This is a genomic window from Synechococcus sp. SYN20 (genome assembly GCF_014279555.1).
Lineage (GTDB): Bacteria > Cyanobacteriota > Cyanobacteriia > PCC-6307 > Cyanobiaceae > Synechococcus_C.
On record NZ_CP047959.1, the window covers coordinates 241,462 to 262,213 of the forward strand.

The window sequence follows — 20,752 nt, forward strand, 5'->3', positions numbered from 1 at the left end:
GATCACGGCCCTGTGGTCACACTGAGGAAGCTCCGGGTTTCATGGCCATGACCCTTCGTCAACTGTCAACGCCGTATACCCACTGGGAATACGTCCATCCCCAAACTGGTGATCGCCTGCGGGTGGTGCCTGAACGCGGCGGCATTGTCACGGAATGGCTCTGCAATGGGCGAGAGATTCTTTATTTCGACCAGACGCGTTACGCCGATCCAAAGCAGAGCATCCGAGGTGGGATTCCAGTGCTCTTCCCCATCTGCGGAAACCTTCCCGGCGACCGGCTGCCCTTAAAGAGCGGTGACGCCACCCTCAAGCAGCATGGCTTTGCGCGCGGCTTGCCCTGGCAGCTGGAGCTGCTAGACGACCAAAGCGGCGTGCGTTTGTGCTTAACCGATACGGACGAGACTCGTGCGGACTACCCGTTCCGCTTCCGTGTGGAGATGGCGGTGCGGCCGGTGAATGGTGCCCTGGAGATCACCACCAAGATTGCGAATACCAATGAGGGCGGCGAGTCGATGCCGTTCAGTTTTGGTCTCCATCCCTATTTCAATGTGACCGATCTCAGTCGCACCAGCCTCGAAGGTTTGGCACCCCAGTGCCTCAACCACCTCGTGATGGCAGAGGCTGAAACTGCAGGCCAATTGAGCCGATTGCCAGAGGGGGTGGACTTTCTCACCCGCCCTGCTGGACCGGTCACCTTGGTGGATGAGGCTGCGGGAACGCGTTTGCAGCTGCAGCATCAAGCGCCCATGGATCTCACGGTGGTCTGGACCGAGCCCCCTCGCCCGATGGTTTGCCTCGAGCCCTGGACAGGCCCGCGTCAGTCCCTGATCACCGGGGACGGCAAGCTCGAGCTCGCACCTGGCGACAGTCTCCAGCTCAGCTGCCGCTATGCGGTGAGTTGAAAGGCACGGCGACCCCGGGCAACCGTCCTCTGGAGAGCTGTTGTTTCGGGTCAAACTGATGCTTCACGGCTTCAATCAGGGGGCGGGATGGGGCATCCAGCCAGGCGGGTAGAGCCCCTGGCTGGGCTCCAGGTTGGATCAGCACGCTGAGCTGACCCCCTAACGCCATCACCCGTCGCCTCAGTGCTTCTATTTGATACTCCGGTGCGGGAGAACCGCTGGGTTGCCAGGCCTCACCGCTGCCGGCTCCAGCGGCGAGCTGCCAAGACCAGCCCTGGAGAGCCGTGCATTCGCGCGAGCTGAACAACTGCTGGAGCTGCGCGGGCGGTAGGCAGAGGCGCAGCAGCCAGGCTGGATCTTCGCGAGTAAAAGATCCTTCCGGGATGGGGGTCTCCCACGGCATGCGTTCGCTGCTCACTCCCTGGTTGGCGGCGAGTGTCTCGAGCCGGTTGAGTTGGTCGACGACCGCACCATCACTGATGCTGGCCACGCCCAACAGGATCTTTGGCCCCTGGTCCGGGCGCAGCTCCCAATCCATCCATTCGGGGGTGAAGCTGCTGCCCACCACGGCGGCTCGGAAGGCTTCAAGTTGGCTGACATCACCGTCCAGCACCAGCTGACCGCGTGGTTCACGAATCGGTTGCACGCGCAAGGTGAGCGCGCTGATCAAGGCGAGGCTGCCCCAGCTGCCGCAGAGCAGGCGCATCAGGTCATAGCCCGCCACGTTTTTCACGACCCTGCCGCCCGCACGGGCGCTCACCCCATCGCTGCGGATCAAGCTGATGCCAATGATCTGGTCGCGCACGCCTAAGTGACGTTGGCGCAGACCTCCAGACAACCCCCTGGCCACAAGTCCGCCGATCGTTCCCGCCGATACAGGCGAGGCCATGCTGCTGCCCCAGGGCCAGTTGAGCGGCAGCCATTGCTGATGCTCGGCCAGGGCTGCCTGAAGGTCGGCCAAGGGCATGCCGGCATCCACGGTGATGGTGAGGTCATCCACCGCGTGATCAATGATTCCAGATAGCTCGCGCATGCTCAGCACCGGCCCCGAATCTGCGGCGAGAGGAGGGCCCCAGTGCAGACGGCTGCCCAGACCGGAGGGGACCCAGGGCCGTCCTTCGGTATGCAGGTCGGCGATGAGTTGGCCAAGCTCCTCAAGAGACTTGGGTGCTAGTACCGCTGTGGAGGACAACCCTTGTTCAGGCACGTGAGCAACCAGGCCAGATCAATACAACAACCGATCGTGCCATGAAGATTGTCGTAATCGACGACGATCCCACCGGTTCTCAGACGGTGCACAGTTGCCCGCTGTTGTTGTGTTGGGATCAAGCCGCATTGCGTAAGGGATTAGGGCATCCCTCGCCGTTGCTGTTTGTGTTGGCGAACACGCGGGCGCTCACGCCTGAGGCCGCGGCATTCCGCAACCGCGAGATTGTGGACGCTCTGGTGCTGGCCATGGCCGCTGAAGGCCTTCAGGAGCATGAGCTGCTGCTCGTGAGCCGTGGTGATTCCACCCTGCGCGGTCATGGCGTGCTCGAACCCCAGGTGCTGGCGCAGGCCTGGGAGGAGCATTTCGCTGCGGTGGATGCCACCTTGCATGTGCCTGCATTCTTCGAAGGAGGGCGCACCACCGAGAACGGGGTGCATCTGCTCCATGGAGAGCCGGTGCACACCACAGCGTTTGCCCAAGATCGCCTGTTTGGTTATGGCACCAGTGATCTGACGGAGTGGCTCGAAGAAAAGAGTGCTGGGCAGATCGCTGCAGACGCAGTGGTGCGAATCCCGCTTGCGTTGCTGGAGGCAGAGCGAGCGGAGGATCTCTTGGCTTGTCTTGAGGCGTTAGACGCGAACAAATCGGTTGTCGTCGATGCGACCCACCCTGAGCATCTCCGGGCGCTCGGAGTCGCAATCCGCCGGCTGCAGGGGCGCAAGCGTTTCTTGTTCCGTTCAGCGGCAAGCCTGCTCAATGGCCTGGTGGATTCCGGTCCATCGCCCTTGGGACCCCAGCCCCTGGACGCCAGCGGCCTGGTGGGCTTGCGTCGCCGGGATCCCTTGGGTCAGCCGCTTCCTGGGTTGGTGGTGGTGGGCTCCCACGTGGCCTTGGCAGATCAGCAGTTGAAAGATCTGCTGGCCAACGCGCGTTGCCGCGGCATTGAGTTGCCGGTGGCTCGCATCGCCCGGGTGCTGGAGGGGGGATCATCTGATTGGCTCCTGCCGGATCTGGAGGCTGAATGGCGCAGTCAGCTGGAGCTGGCGCTGGAGGAGGGGCTCACGCCGGTGCTGTTTACGAGTCGTGGTGAATTGTCTTTTGGAGCAGGTGCGGCGGCGGCGCGGCGGTTGCGCTTTGGGATGGAGCTCGCATCCCTGATGGCCCGTTTGCTGGCCGGTGTGGCACCGCGACTTGGTTATTTGATCAGCAAAGGAGGCATCACCACCGGCACCCTGCTTGTGGAGGGGCTTGGCCTCGAGGCTGTGCAGCTGGAGGGGCAGCTCTTGCCAGGCTTATCGCTGGTGCGCCCCATCACTGGTCCCAGCGATTCGCTGCCGGTGATCACCTTCCCAGGCAATCTCGGTAAGTCAGACACGCTCACCGAGGCTTGGCGTTGGTTCGAGGAGCATTAGGTCTTGCTTGGCATTGGACTAAAAGGCCCAACACCAGCGGAGCGCGCGAGCAGTTCCATCGGGTGCTCCACCTTGGGGCCGTCTTGGCGGAGGTAACGCCTCAGTTGCAGGCTGCAACCGATGTTGGCGCTGGCCACAATCTCGGCTCCGGTGCTGCTGAGGTCGTCGGCTTTGAGTTGGCCCAGTTCTGCGGCCTCGTCGGGTTGTACCAGGTTGTAAATGCCGGCACTCCCGCAACACACTCCGGCTTCTGTGGCTTCTCTGAGCCTGAGTTGGGGAATGGCACGCAGCAAGTCCCTGGGCTGGGCGGCAATCCCCTGGCCATGGATCATGTGGCAGGCGTCGTGATAAGCCACCGTGCAGGGCAGCGGCCTGAGCGCTTGTCGAAACGAGTCAGACAGTCCCTGATGCGCAAGGAATTCATGCACGTCCAACACCGGCGCAGTGAAGTTGCCTGCACCATTAAGAAGCTCCCCATAGGCCTTCATGGTGTGCCCGCAGCCGGAGGCAGCCACCAGCACGGCATCCAGGGCCTCCTCTGAAAAGCTCTGCACCAAGGCGCTGGCCAGCTCCTTGGTTTGTTGGAGTTGGCCTTGGTGATGACTCACCGCCCCGCAGCAGCCTTGATGGGCTGGAATCACCACCTCGTAGCCATTGGCCTGCAAAACGGCAACGGTGGCCTCATTCACCCCTGGATCAAAGCAACGTTGCACGCAACCAAGCACCAACCCCACCCGGCCCCGTTGCTCGCCTTGTGCCGGATTCACCCGCGGGAAATGATCGGTAAACCCTTCAGGAGGCAAGGGAGGCAAGAGCGCTTCCATCGCTGCCAGTTGAGGACCCATCAGCTGTAAAAGACCTGTTTTCCGCGTGAATCGCTGGAGTCTGGTGCCGGCATAGGCGCGCAAGGGCTGCAGCAGAGCACGCAAGCGGTTGGGGTAGGGCAGCACCATCAGCAGCAGCTGCCGGAAACTGGTTTGCCAACTGCTCCGAAACTCCGGTTGGTTGAGTTTGGGGCGGGTCGCCTCGATGAGCTGGTCGTAGCGCACGCCTGATGGACAGGCGGTCACGCAGGCGAAGCAGCCCAAGCAGCTGTCGAAATGGCTGGCCACCGTGGCATCCATCTCCAGCTCTCCAGCCTCAATCGCTTTGAGGGTGTGGATGCGTCCGCGCGGGGAATCCATCTCCGTGCCAAGCACCCGGTAGCTGGCGCAAGTGGGCAAACAAAATCCGCAGTGAACGCAGGGGTCGCTTGGGTCGACAAAAGCCATAGGCAGATTCTGACTTGAATCGGCCTGTTGGTGCTCAGAATCGCTGGATAATGGCGTCTGCGAAGCCGCTACAGCTCACGGGATCAACTTTGGGTTCCATGAGTCGGGCGAGGTCATAGGTGACCTGCTTGTCCTTGATGGCTGCGCTGAGCCCCTTGGTGATCAGGTCGGCGGCCTCTTGCCAGCCGAGGAATTCCAGCATCATCACGCCGCTCAGGATCACGGAACCGGGGTTGATGCGATCCAGTCCTGCGTGCTTGGGGGCGGTGCCATGGGTGGCCTCGAAGATGGCGGCTGTTTCACCGATGTTGGCTCCTGGAGCCATGCCAAGACCGCCCACCATCGCCGCGGCGGCATCGGAGATGTAGTCGCCATTGAGGTTGAGGGTGGCGAGGATCGAATACTCCTGGGGGCGGGTTTGGATCTGCTGAAAGATGCTGTCGGCGATGCGGTCGTCCACCAGCACCATGCTTTTCCATTTGCCGTAGCCGTGGCTTTCGCCAATCGCTGCGAGCACATCGCGCACTTCTGAATCGATCGTCTCTTTTTTCTCGGGAGTCAGGCTGTCGTAGCCGGGCTCAATCATGCGAGCGTTGTCCTGGGCGCTGAGTGAGTGATCCCGGTCGAGATTGTCGAGAATCCAACTTTCTCGTTCTGTGATGCAAACGTCGCGGAATTCAGTGGTGGCTAGCTCATAGCCCCAGTCGCGGAATGCGCCTTCTGTGAATTTCATGATGTTGCCTTTGTGCACCAGCGTCACGTGACGCTTGTTCCCTTCCAGGCGCAGGGCGTGTTGGATCGCTTTGCGGATGTGGCGCTGGCTGCCGTGCTTGCTCACCGGTTTGATCCCGATGCCGGATCCCTCCGGGATTTGCCGCTTGCCAAGCTTGCCGTTGGCAGGGATGACCACCTCATTGAGATGCTTGCGCAGCTCTTGGCCGATCGGATCGTTGGCTTCCCACTCAATTCCCATATAGATGTCTTCCGTGTTTTCTCGATAAACGATGACGTCAAGGTCTTGGGGGCGCTTGTGGGGACTGGGGGTGCCTTCGTAGTAGCTGCAGGGCCGGACACAGCAGTAGAGATCGAAAATTTGTCGCAGGGCGACATTCAGCGAGCGGATGCCGCCACCTACGGGAGTGGTGAGCGGGCCTTTGATGGCCACGCCGAAGCTGCGGATCGCTTCAAGGGTGTCTTCCGGAAGGTATTGATAGGTGCCGTAAAGATCACAGGCCTCATCACCGGCATAGACCTTGAACCACTCGATTGTTTTCTCGCCTTTGTAGGCCTGAGCGACAGCAGCATCGAGCACTTTCTGGGTGGCGGGCCAGATGTCCACTCCGGTGCCGTCGCCGCGAATGAAAGGAATGATCGGATCGTTCGCAACGACGGGTTGGCCGTTTTCGAAGCGGATTGGGGTGCCCTTGATTGGGGCGGTGAGCTTCTCAAACTGAGCCATGGAGGGGGCGCTGCCTGGCGGCATTTTGGATTGGGCGAGCTTATGACTTAGTGGGTGTTTCTTAAAGTTCGCCTTAATCGCCTCGTGCGCGTGCCATGGAGAAACCAAGTGGTGTTTGGGTGGTGGCTGCTTGTTTCAATGAGCAGGCCGTGATCAGCCAATTCATCGAGCGCGTTTTGGCGGTATCGGAGGTGGAACGGTTGGTATTGATCGATGACGGATCTCGGGATGACACTGTGGCTCACATTTGTGCCTGGCAACAGCGGCAACAAAAGCTTGGTGATCCGGCGCCAGTAACCCTGTTGGAACTCACGCGTAATTTCGGCAAAGAAGCAGCAATGCTTGCTGGCCTTGACCATGTGAATGGCCATTGCGGGGCTGCCGTTTTGATTGATTCCGACCTTCAGCATCCACCGGAATTGATTCAAACGATGGTGGAGCATTGGCATGATGGGGCTGAAGTGGTTTCAGCCGTTCGTGACGATAGTGATCAAGAGTCGTTTTTGAAGATTGCCAGCGCCTCATGGTTTTATCGAGTGTTTAACGCTCTGGTAGACACGATTCAGCTGCGCGATGGTGCTGGTGATCAGTTGATTTTGCTCAATGCCTTCGCTGTCGAAGCGTTGATCACGATGCGGGAGTCAAGTCGCTTTTTTAAAGGACTTTTGCCATGGACTGGATTTCGCAGTGTCGAAGTGCCCTATCAACGAGTGACTCGATTGGCGGGCCAAACGGCTTGGAGCCCTTTCAAGTTATTTACTTACGCTATTGATGGGATCTTCTCGTTTTCGGCGATCCCCTTGCAGGTTTGGACTGCACTAGGTGTAGTGGTTTCTCTGGTGAGCTTGCTGTATGCGTCCATGATTGCGCTGCGGACAGTTCTGTTTGGCATCGACTTGCCTGGCTATGCATCGTTAATGACTGCAGTGCTGTTCTTAGGCGGCATTCAGTTGATCGGAATCGGTGTGCTCGGTAATTACATCGGCCGGATTTATGTGGAGGTAAAGGGGCGTCCCCACTACTTCATCCGAGCGATTCACAACTCCTGAAGCGCTTGCCATTCGCGTTGCCGCCACGAAGACGCGGCAAAGGGTTGTGATGTAGAGAAGCCTGCATCCGTGAGATTGCGCGTAAGCGATCTTCGCGGTGGGCGAGCAGGAGTGGTGGGGTTCGATTCGTTCGAGCGGGTACCGTCTAAAGGGTTTGGTGGGCTGCTCGTTGTAATGGGCCTGCCATCTGTCAGGTGAACAGCACACCGACAAACCCGCTACTGCTGGCAATGCCAAGGCGTTGTTGCTTTCGCTGAGCTCGGCGTCTGAGAACCTTCAGCACGGTCCATTTGAGCAGCGCCGCAGAGTTGGCGGAAGCGTGCCATTTGCGCCTGAACCTCTTGGTGGAGTTGACGGGTGATGCGCCGTCGCCGCGGGTGCATGGCGGGTAACAGCGAGAGCGAAAGCCAGGCTTCAAATGAAAGCTTGAGATGGGCGTCTTGATTGACGAGATCGGGAATCACGGAGGCGAGGGCGGTGCAAGGCGCCTCGGTTAAGCAAAGGTGGAGACAAAGCTCAAGATCTGGCTGCTCGGCTTGGAGTGCTGTCCAGGCCGTCACCCCCTCTGAGACTGGCCCTGCAACAGAAAGCTGGCGTTGTTGATGGATTCGCTGAGGCTGAGATCATCTGGATGCATCCGTGGTCGGTTGCTGTTTGTTTCGCTGCTTTGCACTGAAGCGAGCGGCCTTCGACCAGATCAGAGCATTGAGAACCGTTGGTATGAATACCAAAATCCCCAGTCGGATCCCATTAGGGACCACCTCTGGAAGAACGAGCGGCAGCACGCCGCAGACGGAAAGATTGACCGCGTATTGAATAACAAGCCAGCGCCGCGCAAATCTTTGTCCCCCGGTTTCAGGCCTGAAGGTGTAGCGGGCATGACCCAGGTAACTAGCGATCGAGGCCGCCAAAAAGGCCGACGGATTCGCCGCCCATAGCGGCATCAGCAAACTCAAACCAAGCAAGACACCGGCATGAACGATCGCGGCACCAATGCCGACGAGTCCGTAAAGACTGATCCGAATGAGGGGAGATGCCAGGGGTTTGGTGTTGGTATGAATGAACCGTAACGGCATCTGGCGCAAGCTCTGGGAACCCTGCACCCTGAGGCCAGCGGAGATGAACCCAGTGAATGCGGCGACGGCGGTCCATAGCGTGGCCTTGGCCCAGTCCTTGGCCTCCAGCATCACGCTGGTTCGGCGGCAGTTCCCTGCGGCTCAGCCGAATTTGAGCCCCTGGCGTGATGACTCCTGCACCCGCCATTGGGATGAGGGCACAACCTTGGATTTGGCCTTCGATTTCCCAGGATGGAGCCCGCGGCTGCAGTGCCGCAGCTTGTTGCTGCAATTACGGCTCAAGCCAGAGGAGGGAGAGATGGCCTCGTTTTGCCCATCGCTTCTTGGCGTGGTCATGCGTGGCATGACTTTTGATGGCGAACGCTGGCGTTTGGCAACGGTGGGTGATTGGTTGCCGGCTGGTCCCCATCTACCCCAACGGGATCAGGTGGAGCAGCTGCAACTGATCTGTCGAGAGTTGTTTGAAGTGTTCGAACAGGGTGTGCTTAATGGCACCAGTTCTTAACCCTTCGCAACTGATCAGAGCCATCTTTAGGAAACTGAATTTAAGGTCGTTCAATCGCTTCGTTTTTCACTCGTATGTCCGTCGCTTTGGCTACTCAGCTCAGGGAAGGAACGAAAAAGTCACACACCATGGCCGAGAACACCGGCTTCGTGAGCTGCTTCCTGAAGGGTGTGGTGGACAAACTGAGCTATCGCAAGTTGGTGGCAGATCTCTTTTTTGTCTACGAAGCCATGGAAGAGGAGATGCATCGACTTAAGGATCACCCCGTGTTGGCCCCGATTGCCTTTGAGCAGCTCGATCGCGTCAAAGCCCTCGAGGAAGACCTCGCTTTCTATTTCGGCCCTGAGTGGCGTCAACAGATCGAAGCCTCTCCTGCCGCAACGGAGTATGTGGCTCGGATTCGTGAAGTCGCTCAGACGGCACCTGAGTTGCTGGTGGGTCATCACTACACCCGCTACCTGGGTGACCTCTCCGGCGGCCAGATTCTCAAGAACATTGCTCAGAAGGCGATGAATAACCCCACCGATGATGGATTGCACTTCTACGTTTTTCCTGAAATCGCGGACGAAAAAGCCTTTAAAACCACCTATCGCTCGGCGATGGATGCCTTGCCCATCGACCAGTCCACAGCTGATCGCATCGTCGAAGAGGCCAATCAGGCCTTTCACCTGAACATGAAAATGTTTCAGGAGCTTGAGGGCAATCTTGTTGCCGCCATCGGCAAGGTTCTGTTTGGTTTTCTCACGCGCCGTGAGCGGACTGGAAGCACTGAGGCTGTTGTGGCCTAGGTGTTCAGCGAGGACGGCATTCAAGACTCCTCACGATCGCTCACTCCGATTCGGGTTCTGGTTCCAGGCACCGGGCCCCGATTTCGTTGTGGAGGATTGAGCGTTGCGCTGCAAACGGCCCGTTTGTTGTCGCAGCTGCGCGCTACGGAGGTTGTGACCTATCGAGATCGTGAGCAATCCCATCTGTTTCTTGACGATCTCCTTCATCAAGAAGATGCACCCGGGGAGGCTCTGTGGCTGGTGAGCTGGGGGTTTGACGTGCCCAAGTTGATTAAAAAATTGAAGGGAAGACCTGTCGCTTATCAGGCGCATAGCAGTGGGTATGGATTTGACCTTCCTCCAGGTGTTCCGGTGATTGCCGTCAGCCGCAACACCCTTGGGTATTGGGGTGACCGTGCTCCGCGCAATCCTCTGTTTCTTATCCCTAACGGACTGGAGCCCCAATGGTTGGCGCGTGGAGCACGCCCTCGCTCCAATCAAGGTTCTGCCGTTAGTACGCAGCGTTCCATTGATGTTTTGGTTCAGAGGCGTAAAAGCAGCCCTTATGTGCTCAATCAATTGGTGCCTGCTCTAAAGCAACAAGGATTACGTGTGGAGGTTCAAAGCGGCTGGATTGATGATCTCGTAGGTCTATTCAACAGCTCTAGCGTTTATTTATACGACTCAGCAGAATACTGGCGTGGTCGCGGAGTCAGTGAGGGCTTTGGGCTTCCACCACTGGAGGCTATGGCCTGTGGTTGTGTTGTTTTTAGCAGCTTCAATCATGCTCTTGTTGATACATTGACCCCAGGCGTGATGGCTCACCAGATTGGTTGTGGCAGCCTTCGTTATGACGTACAGCGGATTACTGAGGCGGTAGCGACTCCGCAGCGATGGCAAGCACCAATTCAAGAGTTGGAGACATTGATTGGGCTTGGTTCAGAAGTTGTCATGGAGAAGCGATGGCAAACTGTTCTGGATCAACTTCAGACCTGCTCAGATGCAGGTGGTATGAGCCCTTCATCCCAACTCCTCAGCTCTAAACCAACTTGGTGGTTGTACTGGGAGAGAGTAATGCGTGCAGTTATCTCTAAAGCTCGTCCAGTTTTAACTCAACGTTGATAATGCCGTTTCCAACGGAGTCACCATTTCGCATTGACCAAGTCATGGAGGCCCCAGTGCTAATGGGGTCGTTATTCGCCATTCAGCTGCTTGCCTCTATTGGCATGAGTGTTGCAGGGAGTCGTCGAATCCGAGCTTGGTGGATTGGAGTAATGCTGCTGATGGTATCGACAACATTGTTTTTCACTTTGGGGTGCTGGGGAACGAGCGACATCACAAAGCTCAATCACTTTCTGGACCCTTTGCTTACGTCGGTTGCGTTAAGAGAACGTTTGCCGGCTGAGCCGTTTTGGTGGTTGTTGGCTCCGGTTGTGGTTGCTCTTCCTTATCGGATGGCCTTTGTCCACGGTTTGGTCGCCGCTTTATACGCCTTGCTCGGAGTTGTTTTAGCAAGGGCCTGGGGGGTTCAGGCTTGGGGTGGTTGGTTTGCGCTTCTCATCATCACAAGCCCCATGTTGCGCGGTTTTTTGCAAAATGCACATACACGGCAGGCTTTGGCTGCGATATTGGCAGTGCCGCTTTTTCTCACGGCTGTTGGTGTGATGCGTCGTCAGGTTTTGGCCGTGATGGCTTCAGCGGGAGTATCCCTTACTGTTCATCTTGCAGCTGTTCCGACCTTGGGCTTGGCCGTCTTGCCCATGGCATTGCCTCAGGCTGGAGCCATTCGTGAATTTGGCTCCCAACGATTTCGGATTAAATCCGCATGGATCATCGTTCTTTTATTAGCAGCAGTGTTTTCGGTCACGTTGTTGCTGCCTGCAATACAAAGCAAGGTGGTGACTTACGCATACCAAAACAGCTTTTTTAGTTCCTATCCGGTCAAGCCAGTGGTACTTCGGGGGGAAATGGCAATGCTCGCGGGTGTCCTGGTGACTTGTTTTCGTAAGGGGATTGGCCTGAAGCAATTTGTTTGTTGTCGCTGGAGCCAGCTCTTGAGCTTTTTTGTTGTTGTCTACGGTTTGATTCAGTTGAGCATTGTTTGGCGCGTTCTTCCTCAGATCACCTTTCGCTTTGCAGATGTTGTTGGCTTGTTTTTATTGTTAATTGTTTTGCAATGGTTTCGCCATTACCAGTCGCTTTGGCTGTTGCTGCCATTGCTGTTGAACGGTCTTCTGTTTTGGGCAAAGCAGGTGTGGATGCCCAATGGGCTGAATTGTGGTGATGATGATGATTTTCTTTGTATTCCGGACCGTTTGCCTTGGTTGATCCGATACGACTAGCTGCGAAGTGGTCGATCGGTTGTCTGGCTGACCCCCTTAGTCCTGTCACTAGAATCCGCCGAGCCTAAATTGTCAGAAATAGTGGTGAGGTTGACGCGTGTCAAAACGTCGCCCGAATGGATGGAGTTCCTTGGGTCGAAGTGAGACGCTTCGTCTTTTGAGGGCGGTTGTTTCTTATCTTCCTCCGAGGCAATATCGGGCGTTGTGGTTTTTGCTGTTTATTTCGACGGCTGTTGGTATTGGCGACTTAGTTTTTGTTGGCTTGATTGCCAAGCTTGTTGGGTCATTCAGTGGTTCTAGTCTTTCTGATAATCTTCCTTTTGTTCGTGTTTTTGGTGGCGATGTATTAGATCGTGGGTTGTGGATTGTTGGTATCTTGTTGGCGCTGATATGGATTTCTACTGCGTTAAAGTTTGCGTCTAGGCTGGTTGAAGCCCGAGTTAGCGCAGAGATATGGGCTGTATTAGGTAGCCGTATCTATGGGAATCTAATCCTTCAATCTTACGATTACTACAAAGACAGTAGTTCGATGACATTGCTAACACGATTGAATCGAGTCCTTAGCAAGGTTTCTGACAGTGTAGTGATGCCCTTGCTGTCAATTTGCGGAAATATCATCTCTTCTGGAATTCTTGTTTTGGGGGTGGTTGTTGCCTTTGGCTGGATAGCCTTTGCTGTTTTTGGTTTATTGATTGTCTGGTATGTTATGGCGTCTATTTTGATCACGCCTCGAATGAGGTTTTTGACTAGCCAGCAATTTATATATTCTCGGGATGTTAATAAGATCTTGATTGAATCAACCCGATCTATCCGTGACATACATTTGCATGGAGTCGAAGATTTTTTTATAGGTCGTTTTGGAGCGATCGGTTCTCAGGGTAAGAGATATGACAGGATGCTCAAAATCCTCCCAGATTTGCCTCGATTTGTAATTGAGCCAGCTGGAGTTACCGTTTTGTTTGTTTTAGGATTATTGCCTCCTCTGCTCAGTGGTGGTGGAACTGAAGCGGTCCGTGATGCCCTGCCAGCGCTAATCGGAGTGGTGTTTGCGTCTTTGCGGCTTGCAGCTCCAATTCAGGCTGTGTTTAAGGCCATGAATAAGCTTCGCGGCTCACTACCTGATTTGGAAGATGCCTTGGATTTATTGGAATTGAGGCCAGTGCGTCTTGCGCATCAGTCGGATTTGCCTGTTACTCCGGCAGGAATTATGCCCCGGCACACGATCAAGTTGAGCCATATTTCCTATCGCTACGATCAAACAGCGGGATGGGCCTTGCGTGATGTTGATGTCACCGTGCCAGTGGGTGCTCGAATCGCTCTAGTGGGTAGTACTGGCGGAGGTAAAACAACAGCTGCACATTTGTTGCTTGGCTTGCTATCTCCTGAAGAGGGACAGCTACTCCTGGATGGGGTATCCATTCAAGATAGGGAGATACAAGCTTGGCAGCGTTGTTGCGCTTTTGTGCCTCAAAACATCAAATTGCTAGATGCCAGTGTTCGTGGGAATGTGGCTTTTGGAGTTGAAGATGATGATATCGATGAAGACAAACTTTGGGATAGTTTGGAAATGGCTCAGCTTTCAGAGTTTGTATCTGACCTTCCCTATGGAGCATTCACAAGAATCGGTGAAGACGGAATGCGTTTGTCTGGTGGACAACGTCAGCGCTTGGCCTTGGCACGGGCTTTTTACAAACAAGCCCAGGTGTTGGTGTTGGATGAAGCGACGAGTGCCTTAGACAATAAAACCGAAAACGAAGTCATGGAGTCTCTTGAGTTGATTGGTCGCCGCTGCACCACGATTGTGATTGCCCACCGACTCTCAACGATTCGTTATTGCGATCGAATTTACGAATTCAATCGTGGACAAGTTGTTGCCCACGGTAACTATGAGGAGTTGCAAGATCGTTCCTCTAGTTTCCGCGAACTTGTCGAACTGCAGCGTCGTTGAGGACTGTGATGAGGGATGTTGTTGTGCTGGCCACGGCGGATTGGGATCATCCTTTATGGACGAACAAGCAGCATGTGGCTATGTCGCTCGTTGATGCTGGTTGCAGGGTGCTGTATCTCGACTCCCTTGGGCTGAGACCTGCCCAAGCCACCGGTCGTGATTTCAGGCGTATTACTAAGCGTTTGTGGAGAGGCTTGCGACCTCCCCGTCGTGTGCAACGGAATTTATGGGTTTGGTCTCCTTTGGTGCTTCCAGGAGGCAGTCGTGGAATGGGGCTTTGGCTGAATCGATTCAGTCTTGCTGTTGGCCTTGGTGTGGCCTTGGCTCTTCTGGGCTTTCGCCGCCCTTGGTTGTGGACGTATAACCCTGTTACAGCCACTTTAATTAATCTCAAAGTCTTCTCTCGCACCATCTATCACGCTGTTGATGCTGTACATGAACAGCCGTGCATGCCTCGTGCCTTTATCGAGTCGCAGGAACGTCGTCTCTGTCAAAACGTGGATCAAGTGTTTGTGACCTCGCCCCAACTGGAACGCCAGTTGTCTCCCTATGCGCGGCGCATTCGCTTTGATCCCAACGTTGCCGATCAGGATCATTTTGCTTCTGCGATGACAGTGACGCAGGATGCGATCCCAGCGGACCTTGCCGGGATCCCAGAACCACGGGTGGGGTTTATTGGTGCTGTAAGTAGTTACAAGCTTGATTTTTCTCTTATTGCGGGCGTTGCTCGAGCTCATCCAGCATGGAATTTTGTGTTCATCGGCCCTACCGGTGAGGGTGAGCCCCATACGGATACCGAGCTACTAAAAGCTGAGCCCAATATTTATCTGTTGGGGCAGCGTCCGTACAGCTCGCTTCCTCGTTACTGCGCTGGTTTTGTTTGTGGCTGGTTGCCTCTAAGGATCAATCCTTACACCCAGGCCATGTTTCCAATGAAATTTTTTGAGTACTTAGCTGCAGGCCTGCCTGTTGCTGCTTCTGCGATCGATGCGCTGTCACAGTTTTCAGAAGCGGCATGGTTGTGTGATCCCACGGTTGAAGCGTTCAACATTGCCTTAAGGGGGTGTTTGGCAGGGGAAGGCCCGGATCGCGCCACCCGTTTGGCGCTTGCCTATGAGCACACCTACAGCGCCCGCACCCAACGGATGCTCCAAACACTGGAGTGCATGTCATGACGACCAAGGGCCTGAGTGTGATCACGGTTTGCATGAACCGTCAGCAGCATTTGCAGTCAACGGCTGTCCGCGTGGCTGAATTCGCGCATCATCAAGAGCACTTGGTGCTGGATTGGAGCAGTCGCGAGCCTTTGCGTCGCGATCAGTTGCCCAGCGACTCCCGCATTCGCGTGGAGAGGGTGGAAGGGGAAACGCGTTGGAATCTTTGTCGGGCTTACAACGTCGCGGCCCAATTGGCTCATGGAGATGTGTTGTTAAAGCTTGATGCCGACTGTTGGCTTGAACAGATAGACCTGGATTTGCATTTGAAAACGGTTTCAGATGTGTGTTGGTTTGGTTCGGGTTTGGACGGACGCCTGGGGCAGTTTTTAATGACTCGCGCTGCTTTTGAGGCGGTCGGGGGATTCAATGAGCTGCTTGTTGGTTATGGCTTTGATGACAAAGACCTCAAGGCTCGCCTCAAAAGTTTGGATTTTGCGATTCAACTTTTACCAGAAGCATCCATTGGAGTGATTCCCCATTCCATTCATGAGCGCGTCAGTCGAACTGATATCAAAGCCTTGAGATCCTCGCCTTTGCAAGACTCTCTGAGCTTTGCCCAGCGGCGAGCCTCAGCGATGAGCAATCGCATAGCAGCTGCTCATTCTCCTTGGACCTTTCGCCGCATGGGCACGCGTTATGTGCAATCAAAGCACCAAACTTTGCTTGCAGATCAGGCTTCAGTACCTCAGCATGAACCTCCTGTTGCGAAAGAGTTGGAGAGGCTAAGGCGCCAGGTGTTTTGGGGAGAGTTCTTGTTGATTCCAGCGGCTGTTGTGCGTCGCTTGCCTCAATGTTTGCTGTCTAGCGACGTGAAAGGCTTTTATAATGTAAAGCTTTGGCATAAAATCTACTGGTTAAGTATTCGTCAAATCTTTCGCTTTTTAGTTATGCCCCTCGAGCCAGGATTCTGGAGATTTTGATGTCTGATCTGTTCGCTACTCCGTCAATCTCGATTGTCACGGTTTGCATGAATCGCATTGAGCATTTGAGGCGTACCTCGCCTTTGGTTTCGGCCTGGCCTCACCACATTTCTCATGTTGTTGTGGATTGGAGTAGCGATGTACCGGTTAAGTGTGAAGATTTGCCTGACGATAGTAGGATTCAGTTGGTAAGGGTTGAAGGTGAATCGTCCTGGAATCCTTCATTGGCATATAATTTTTCTATTTCACTGGTGAAGACTGAATTTGTGATCAGAATGGATGCTGATTGTTGGCCCAATTTAGGCTTTGACCCTAAGAGTATTTTACGTAAAAATCGTGTTTGGGTGGGAGCTGGTGGAGAGGGTCGTTATGGACAATTTTTGATGCCTTGCGATACTTTTTGGGGCATCGGAGGATTTAATGAGTATATGAGAGGTTGGGGATTCGAAGATAAAGATTTGAGATTTAGGCTGCATTCCCATCAGCAGACTGACCTAAGTGAGTTTGATGATTCGCTGATTGGGGTGCTGGAACACGGAGATTCTGAACGAATGAGTGTGCGTGGTTTGTGTTCGAGAGAGAGAGGGCTTGCGGCTTTGCGTGCGTCACGGTTGCGCAATCGCTTAGTTGCTGCTCACTGTCCTTGGGGCTGTCATTCCCCTAGAAGTTTTTATGTTAAATCCGAGAACTTTTGGTCTCTGAATAAGTCCTCAAGACCTGAGCTCAGCGCTGAATTAAACCATAAATTATCTCAAGCTTCTCGACGTTGTTTCTGGGGTTCATTCTTGGCATTGCCAGAAGTTGTAGTTGAATTGTTGCCTGAGCGCCTGCTTCCGGCTAGTGATCAGGGGAGATGGCAAGTGCGTTGGTGGCATCTTGTCTATGCCAAGACTTTTAGGCCCATTCTCTTGTTCCCCGTGCGTTGCCTGTCTCTGTTCAAAGGATTGGGGTCTTGAGGCAAGCCGCGCTGATTCGTCGTTTTGTCTGGTGTTTAAGACGGCGTCAAATTCAACGATTGGAATTGCAAGTAAAAAAGCATCTTGCTGATCAAGAGATTGTATTTGCAGTCAAAGCCCTAGAAGAGTTGCAGCGCAACTATCAATGGCCATTTCAGGCTGAGTCTCTTTTATTCAAGCGTGAGGCAAGACAGATGGAGATTGAGCAAACACTTGGTTTCCTGGATGCTTTGCGAGTTTCTGATGGGGTGTTGAGGCATCAGCGATTTTATGCAGGTATTGCCTTCGCTTATGCGGCTATTCAAAAGGATGATCAGGACCGTTTGAGGATGATCAGGCCATGGTTAATTGATGTGGCTAGCTTGAATCAAGCTGTCGAGCAATATGAAGAACCGAGAATTCGCAATAGAGAGAGTAGGTTTAAGCAGCTTGTATCCGCGCGAGGTTGTCTTTTGCAATACTATTTTGCACTAAACCAACGGCGAAATGATGCCATGACGCGTGCGATTGGTGAGTCTAATCTATCTCTTTTGGAGGGACTAAATCTTCGCAAGGTCTCCGCAGATGCGTTGTTCCGTAGCACGTCAAATTTAATGCGAGGACTCTTGGTGCTTAAAGGTGATGATGAGCAATTGCTTAGGGCCTGTGCTCAGGTGGAAAGGTTGCAACGCACTTTTGCGGAGAGGCGTTTCCGTCACGTTATTGTCAAGGCAAGTGAAGATCACTTGGCGGGATTGGAAGTGGCTCATACTTTTTTTTCTGCCTTGTTGACTGGTGATATCTGTGAGGTTCGCTCCTCATGGATCGGGCTGATGGTGAATAGTCCAGCGCCCGCTGTAGCTCTTGGCGCTGAGGCCTGGTTTCAGAGCCTCATGCATTGAAAAATGGCGAAGATTGTTCTCCATATTCATTCCCTGGATTTAGGTGGAGCCGAGCGCGTTGCTCTGCAATGGACGATTTGGCTGCGGGATCATGGGCATCAAGTCTTTCTCTTGGTGGGGCAGCAGGCTAGGCAGGCTTTTTTTGCCGCTCCCTCAGGAATAACGCTGTGCTTTCGCCCAACGTTTTGGGGTGCTATTCCAGGCGGCAGTGCAGTTTGGTTGCGGCATTGGATGCTGAAGCATCGCCCTGATTTGGCGATAGGGATCACGAGTCGTCCTGCGATCAATCTTCTGTTGGCCAGCGTCGGTCAACCTTGGCCGGTTCTGGTCGCTGAGCGTAATTTTCCCCCTGCCAAGTTGTTGCCTCTGCCTTGGCGCTTGCTGAGGCGCTGGCTGTATCCGCAAGCGGCTTTGCATCTTGTTCAGACGCAGCGCATCGCTGATTGGCTGCTCGCTCAGGGATTGGCCAAAAAGTTGGCGGTATTGCCTAATCCCGTGCTTTGGCCCCTACCTGTTCGGGAGCCTGTTGTTGACCCTGATGCCTGGATGCCTCCCGCGGCCAACGTGCTTCTGGCGGTGGGGACTAAGCCAGACCAAAAAGGGTTTGATCGTTTGCTCGCGGTTTTCAAAAGTTTGGCTCCAGCACATCCCTCCTGGTGGTTGGTCTTGCCCGGTGTTGACCCTCAACATCCACGTTTACAGGCGATGTTGACTGAGTTCGATCCCACGGGCGAGTGGATGTCGCGACTTGTGTTGCCAGGGCGAGTTGGCAATCTTTCTGCTTGGTACCAACGGGCGTCGATTTTTGTGCTGAGCTCCCGTTATGAAGGCTTTCCCAATGTGCTTTCTGAGGCGATGGCAGCGGGTTGTGCCTGTGTGGCCATCGATTGCCCTACGGGACCTCGCGAATTGATTAGAGACAACGTCAATGGCGTGTTGGTTCCAGACCCAGAGGTTTCGACTCAATCCTTGGCTGGGCTTGAGGATGCTCTGCTTGCATTAATGCAGGATCCGGCTCGTCGTGCAGCCTTGGGTCTTCAGGCCACGAGCGTTCGCACAGATCTGGCTCCAGCATCCATCCAAGCCCAGTTCCTAACTGAGGTGGGCTCCTGTTTGCGGTCCAAGGTTTTATTGCTCGCCCCTACGCGCCGATCGCCAACAGAAACTTTTGTGCGGGCCAATTTGGCGCGCTTGCCGTTGCGCCAAGTGGCTTATTTCGGCGACGAGCGCTCGTTGTATGGATTGGCGATTGTGCTGAGCAAGATCTGTACGCGTTTGGGTTGGCAACGGTTGGCGACGCTTCCTGGCTCGTTAGCGGCATGGATTTTAATTCGTTGGAATCGCCCTGATGTGGTGATGGTTGAGTTTGGATTTCATGCCGTTCGCGTGATGGATGCGGCGCTTTGGACTGGGGTGCCCTTGGTGGTGCACTTTCGTGGCTCCGATGCGTCAGCCGACCGTCGCCTGCGTTTGTTGGCTCAGCGTTATCGGCGGTTAATGAAGATCTCTGCGGCTTTAATTGTGAAAAGTCGTCCGATGCAACAGGTACTGGAAAGCCTGGGTGCTTCAGCAGAGCAGATCACGATTAGTCCTTCCGGTGCTGATCCAACACTTTTTAATGGGGCGGATCCGGCGGCTGCTCCGCCAAGAGTTCTGTTTGTAGGACGCTTGGTGGAAAAAAAAGGCCCCTTGGATGCCTTGGAGGCTTTTGCAGCGGTGTATGCCCGTTGGAGTCAATCAGCCAGCACGTTGGGATTGGCTCAGTTGATGCAGTTGGTGGTGATTGGGGATGGACCCTTGAGATTTGAGATGGAGCAGCGGGTCGAAACACTCGGACTGCAGGATTGGGTCGTCTTTGAGGGGCTGCGTGAGCCTGCTGAAGTTGCTGATCTGATGCGGCGATGCCGATGTTTATTGCTTCCCTCGAAAACGGCTCATGATGGCGACTCGGAAGGTTGCCCAGTTGTGGTGCAAGAAGCCCAAATGGCGGGATTGCCCGTGATTTCTACCATTCATGCTGGTATCCCTGAGGTCGTAATTAATGGCACAACCGGCTTTCTTTGTCATGAGGGAGATGTGCAGGCGATGACGTCAGCGATTGAGTCGCTTTTGCGTAATCCGGAGCAAGCCGGGGAGATGGGTTTAGCGGCGCAACGTTATGCCAGAAACCATTTCACCCTCAACCATCACATCGACGCGGTGACGTCGGTGTTGTCTTCTGTTTTGTCAACTGAAGCAAGAACATTTTGAGGCTGTTGTTTCGCTGATACTGCAATCAGAAAATGTCACGTCTAATCAGTAGCAAAGGGATTGATTCCCCTTGCTACTGATCGTAAATTGTTTTATTGCTAAAAAGGCTCATATCGCTTGAATTGGATCGCTTGGTAATTACAAAAAAGTGTAAATATAATTGCTCAAAGTATTGTGTGGATCCTTTGTTGGTGTTTGGAGTAATTAAATAGTTCGCGATTTTAAAGTTGTCATGCGCTTTTTATTCGCTGCGTTCTCAAGCGTGATCAGAGAGCAAGTAGATGGGGAGGGGGCTTGGCCGCTCAACGTGAACAGCCGGATCGTGGACTGAGATTTATCTCAGTTTCGCGCTGTATTAAGTGCTTAATTGCTGATGTCAAATAGATAATAGATTTCTGACGATCCGGTCAAAATTTTGGGTATGAGCCTTGCTGGTAAGGTAGAGTGGGAGATGAAAGAATGGTTTAAATTGCTACCGGTCAAGACTTTTTCCAGCGTTAGTTCGGTCAGTCCGGGATAGATTTTCTGCGATGTTTGTACTCATGTTGCATTTCAGCATTAGTAAGTTCATAGATTTTGATGGCCTT

18 protein-coding genes are annotated in these 20,752 nt (G+C 54.4%); 13 read left to right on the top strand and 5 right to left on the bottom strand.

The genetic code is table 11. The features are described from left to right. Positions 1–41 precede the first annotated feature (41 nt). Positions 42–902: a galactose mutarotase gene (locus tag SynSYN20_RS01230; protein ID WP_186524411.1), complete on the top strand. Its 861-nt coding sequence runs from the start codon at positions 42–44 to the stop codon at positions 900–902. Here the strand turns inward: SynSYN20_RS01230 and SynSYN20_RS01235 are convergent. After that, the gene (locus SynSYN20_RS01235) at positions 877–2,109 is read right to left on the bottom strand and encodes an FAD-binding oxidoreductase (RefSeq protein ID WP_255476320.1); all 1,233 of its coding nucleotides are present in this window, start codon (positions 2,107–2,109) and stop codon (positions 877–879) included. The genes SynSYN20_RS01230 and SynSYN20_RS01235 overlap by 26 nt on opposite strands. Before the next feature lie 41 nt (positions 2,110–2,150). Here SynSYN20_RS01235 and SynSYN20_RS01240 point away from each other — a divergent pair, with 41 nt between their 5' ends. Continuing rightward, entirely contained in the window at positions 2,151–3,524 is a 1,374-nt protein-coding gene (locus SynSYN20_RS01240) for a four-carbon acid sugar kinase family protein (RefSeq protein WP_186524412.1), read from the top strand. On the opposite strand, the gene SynSYN20_RS01245 is transcribed toward SynSYN20_RS01240, so the two are convergent. Both SynSYN20_RS01245 and SynSYN20_RS01250 read right to left on the bottom strand, forming a co-directional pair. Next, on the bottom strand, positions 3,521–4,795 hold the full coding sequence (locus SynSYN20_RS01245) for a (Fe-S)-binding protein (RefSeq protein WP_186524413.1): 1,275 nt from the start codon (positions 4,793–4,795) through the stop codon (positions 3,521–3,523). The genes SynSYN20_RS01240 and SynSYN20_RS01245 overlap by 4 nt on opposite strands. A 34-nt stretch (positions 4,796–4,829) precedes the next feature. Continuing rightward, positions 4,830–6,254, bottom strand: coding sequence for an NADP-dependent isocitrate dehydrogenase (locus SynSYN20_RS01250; protein ID WP_186524414.1), 1,425 nt, complete (start codon positions 6,252–6,254; stop codon positions 4,830–4,832). A 95-nt stretch (positions 6,255–6,349) separates the two neighbouring features. On the opposite strand from SynSYN20_RS01250, the gene SynSYN20_RS01255 reads away from it, so the two are divergent. After that, positions 6,350–7,303 (top strand): glycosyltransferase family 2 protein, encoded by a 954-nt coding sequence (locus SynSYN20_RS01255; protein WP_186524415.1) that lies wholly within the window; start codon positions 6,350–6,352, stop codon positions 7,301–7,303. A gap of 218 nt (positions 7,304–7,521) precedes the next feature. Here the strand turns inward: SynSYN20_RS01255 and SynSYN20_RS14385 are convergent, their stop codons facing one another. Together SynSYN20_RS14385 and SynSYN20_RS14390 are read right to left on the bottom strand one after the other, a co-directional pair. Next, the gene (locus SynSYN20_RS14385; protein WP_255476321.1) at positions 7,522–7,863 is read right to left on the bottom strand and encodes a hypothetical protein; all 342 of its coding nucleotides are present in this window, start codon (positions 7,861–7,863) and stop codon (positions 7,522–7,524) included. A gap of 63 nt (positions 7,864–7,926) precedes the next feature. Then, on the bottom strand, positions 7,927–8,379 hold the full coding sequence (locus SynSYN20_RS14390) for a GtrA family protein (protein ID WP_255476322.1): 453 nt from the start codon (positions 8,377–8,379) through the stop codon (positions 7,927–7,929). A 43-nt stretch (positions 8,380–8,422) separates the two neighbouring features. On the opposite strand from SynSYN20_RS14390, the gene SynSYN20_RS01265 reads away from it, so the two are divergent. From SynSYN20_RS01265 to SynSYN20_RS14640, 10 genes are all read left to right on the top strand, one after another. Further along, positions 8,423–8,884, top strand: coding sequence for a hypothetical protein (locus SynSYN20_RS01265; RefSeq protein ID WP_186525364.1), 462 nt, complete (start codon positions 8,423–8,425; stop codon positions 8,882–8,884). Between the two features lie 74 nt (positions 8,885–8,958). Beyond that, a complete protein-coding gene (locus tag SynSYN20_RS01270) occupies positions 8,959–9,672 on the top strand; it encodes a heme oxygenase (biliverdin-producing) (protein ID WP_186524416.1) in 714 nt (237 codons plus the stop codon). Next, positions 9,673–10,773, top strand: coding sequence for a glycosyltransferase (locus SynSYN20_RS01275; RefSeq protein ID WP_186524417.1), 1,101 nt, complete (start codon positions 9,673–9,675; stop codon positions 10,771–10,773). It begins immediately after the preceding gene. Positions 10,774–10,817: 44 nt separating this feature from the next. Continuing rightward, positions 10,818–11,993, top strand: a complete 1,176-nt coding sequence (locus SynSYN20_RS01280; protein WP_222929746.1) for a hypothetical protein — start codon at positions 10,818–10,820, stop codon at positions 11,991–11,993. Between the two features lie 130 nt (positions 11,994–12,123). After that, positions 12,124–13,941, top strand: coding sequence for an ABC transporter ATP-binding protein (locus SynSYN20_RS01285; protein WP_255476323.1), 1,818 nt, complete (start codon positions 12,124–12,126; stop codon positions 13,939–13,941). Positions 13,942–13,949: 8 nt separating this feature from the next. Continuing rightward, positions 13,950–15,116, top strand: coding sequence for a glycosyltransferase (locus SynSYN20_RS01290; protein ID WP_186524420.1), 1,167 nt, complete (start codon positions 13,950–13,952; stop codon positions 15,114–15,116). Beyond that, positions 15,113–16,078 (top strand): glycosyltransferase family 2 protein, encoded by a 966-nt coding sequence (locus tag SynSYN20_RS01295; RefSeq protein ID WP_186524421.1) that lies wholly within the window; start codon positions 15,113–15,115, stop codon positions 16,076–16,078. Before SynSYN20_RS01290 ends, SynSYN20_RS01295 begins: the two co-directional genes overlap by 4 nt. Beyond that, positions 16,078–17,034, top strand: coding sequence for a glycosyltransferase family 2 protein (locus tag SynSYN20_RS01300; RefSeq protein ID WP_255476325.1), 957 nt, complete (start codon positions 16,078–16,080; stop codon positions 17,032–17,034). Before SynSYN20_RS01295 ends, SynSYN20_RS01300 begins: the two co-directional genes overlap by 1 nt. Beyond that, complete coding sequence (locus SynSYN20_RS01305) at positions 17,031–17,915, top strand: hypothetical protein (RefSeq protein ID WP_186524422.1); 885 nt, start codon at positions 17,031–17,033, stop codon at positions 17,913–17,915. Before SynSYN20_RS01300 ends, SynSYN20_RS01305 begins: the two co-directional genes overlap by 4 nt. Before the next feature lie 3 nt (positions 17,916–17,918). Beyond that, a complete protein-coding gene (locus SynSYN20_RS14640) occupies positions 17,919–20,165 on the top strand; it encodes a glycosyltransferase (RefSeq protein WP_186524423.1) in 2,247 nt (748 codons plus the stop codon). Positions 20,166–20,752: the final 587 nt, after the last annotated feature.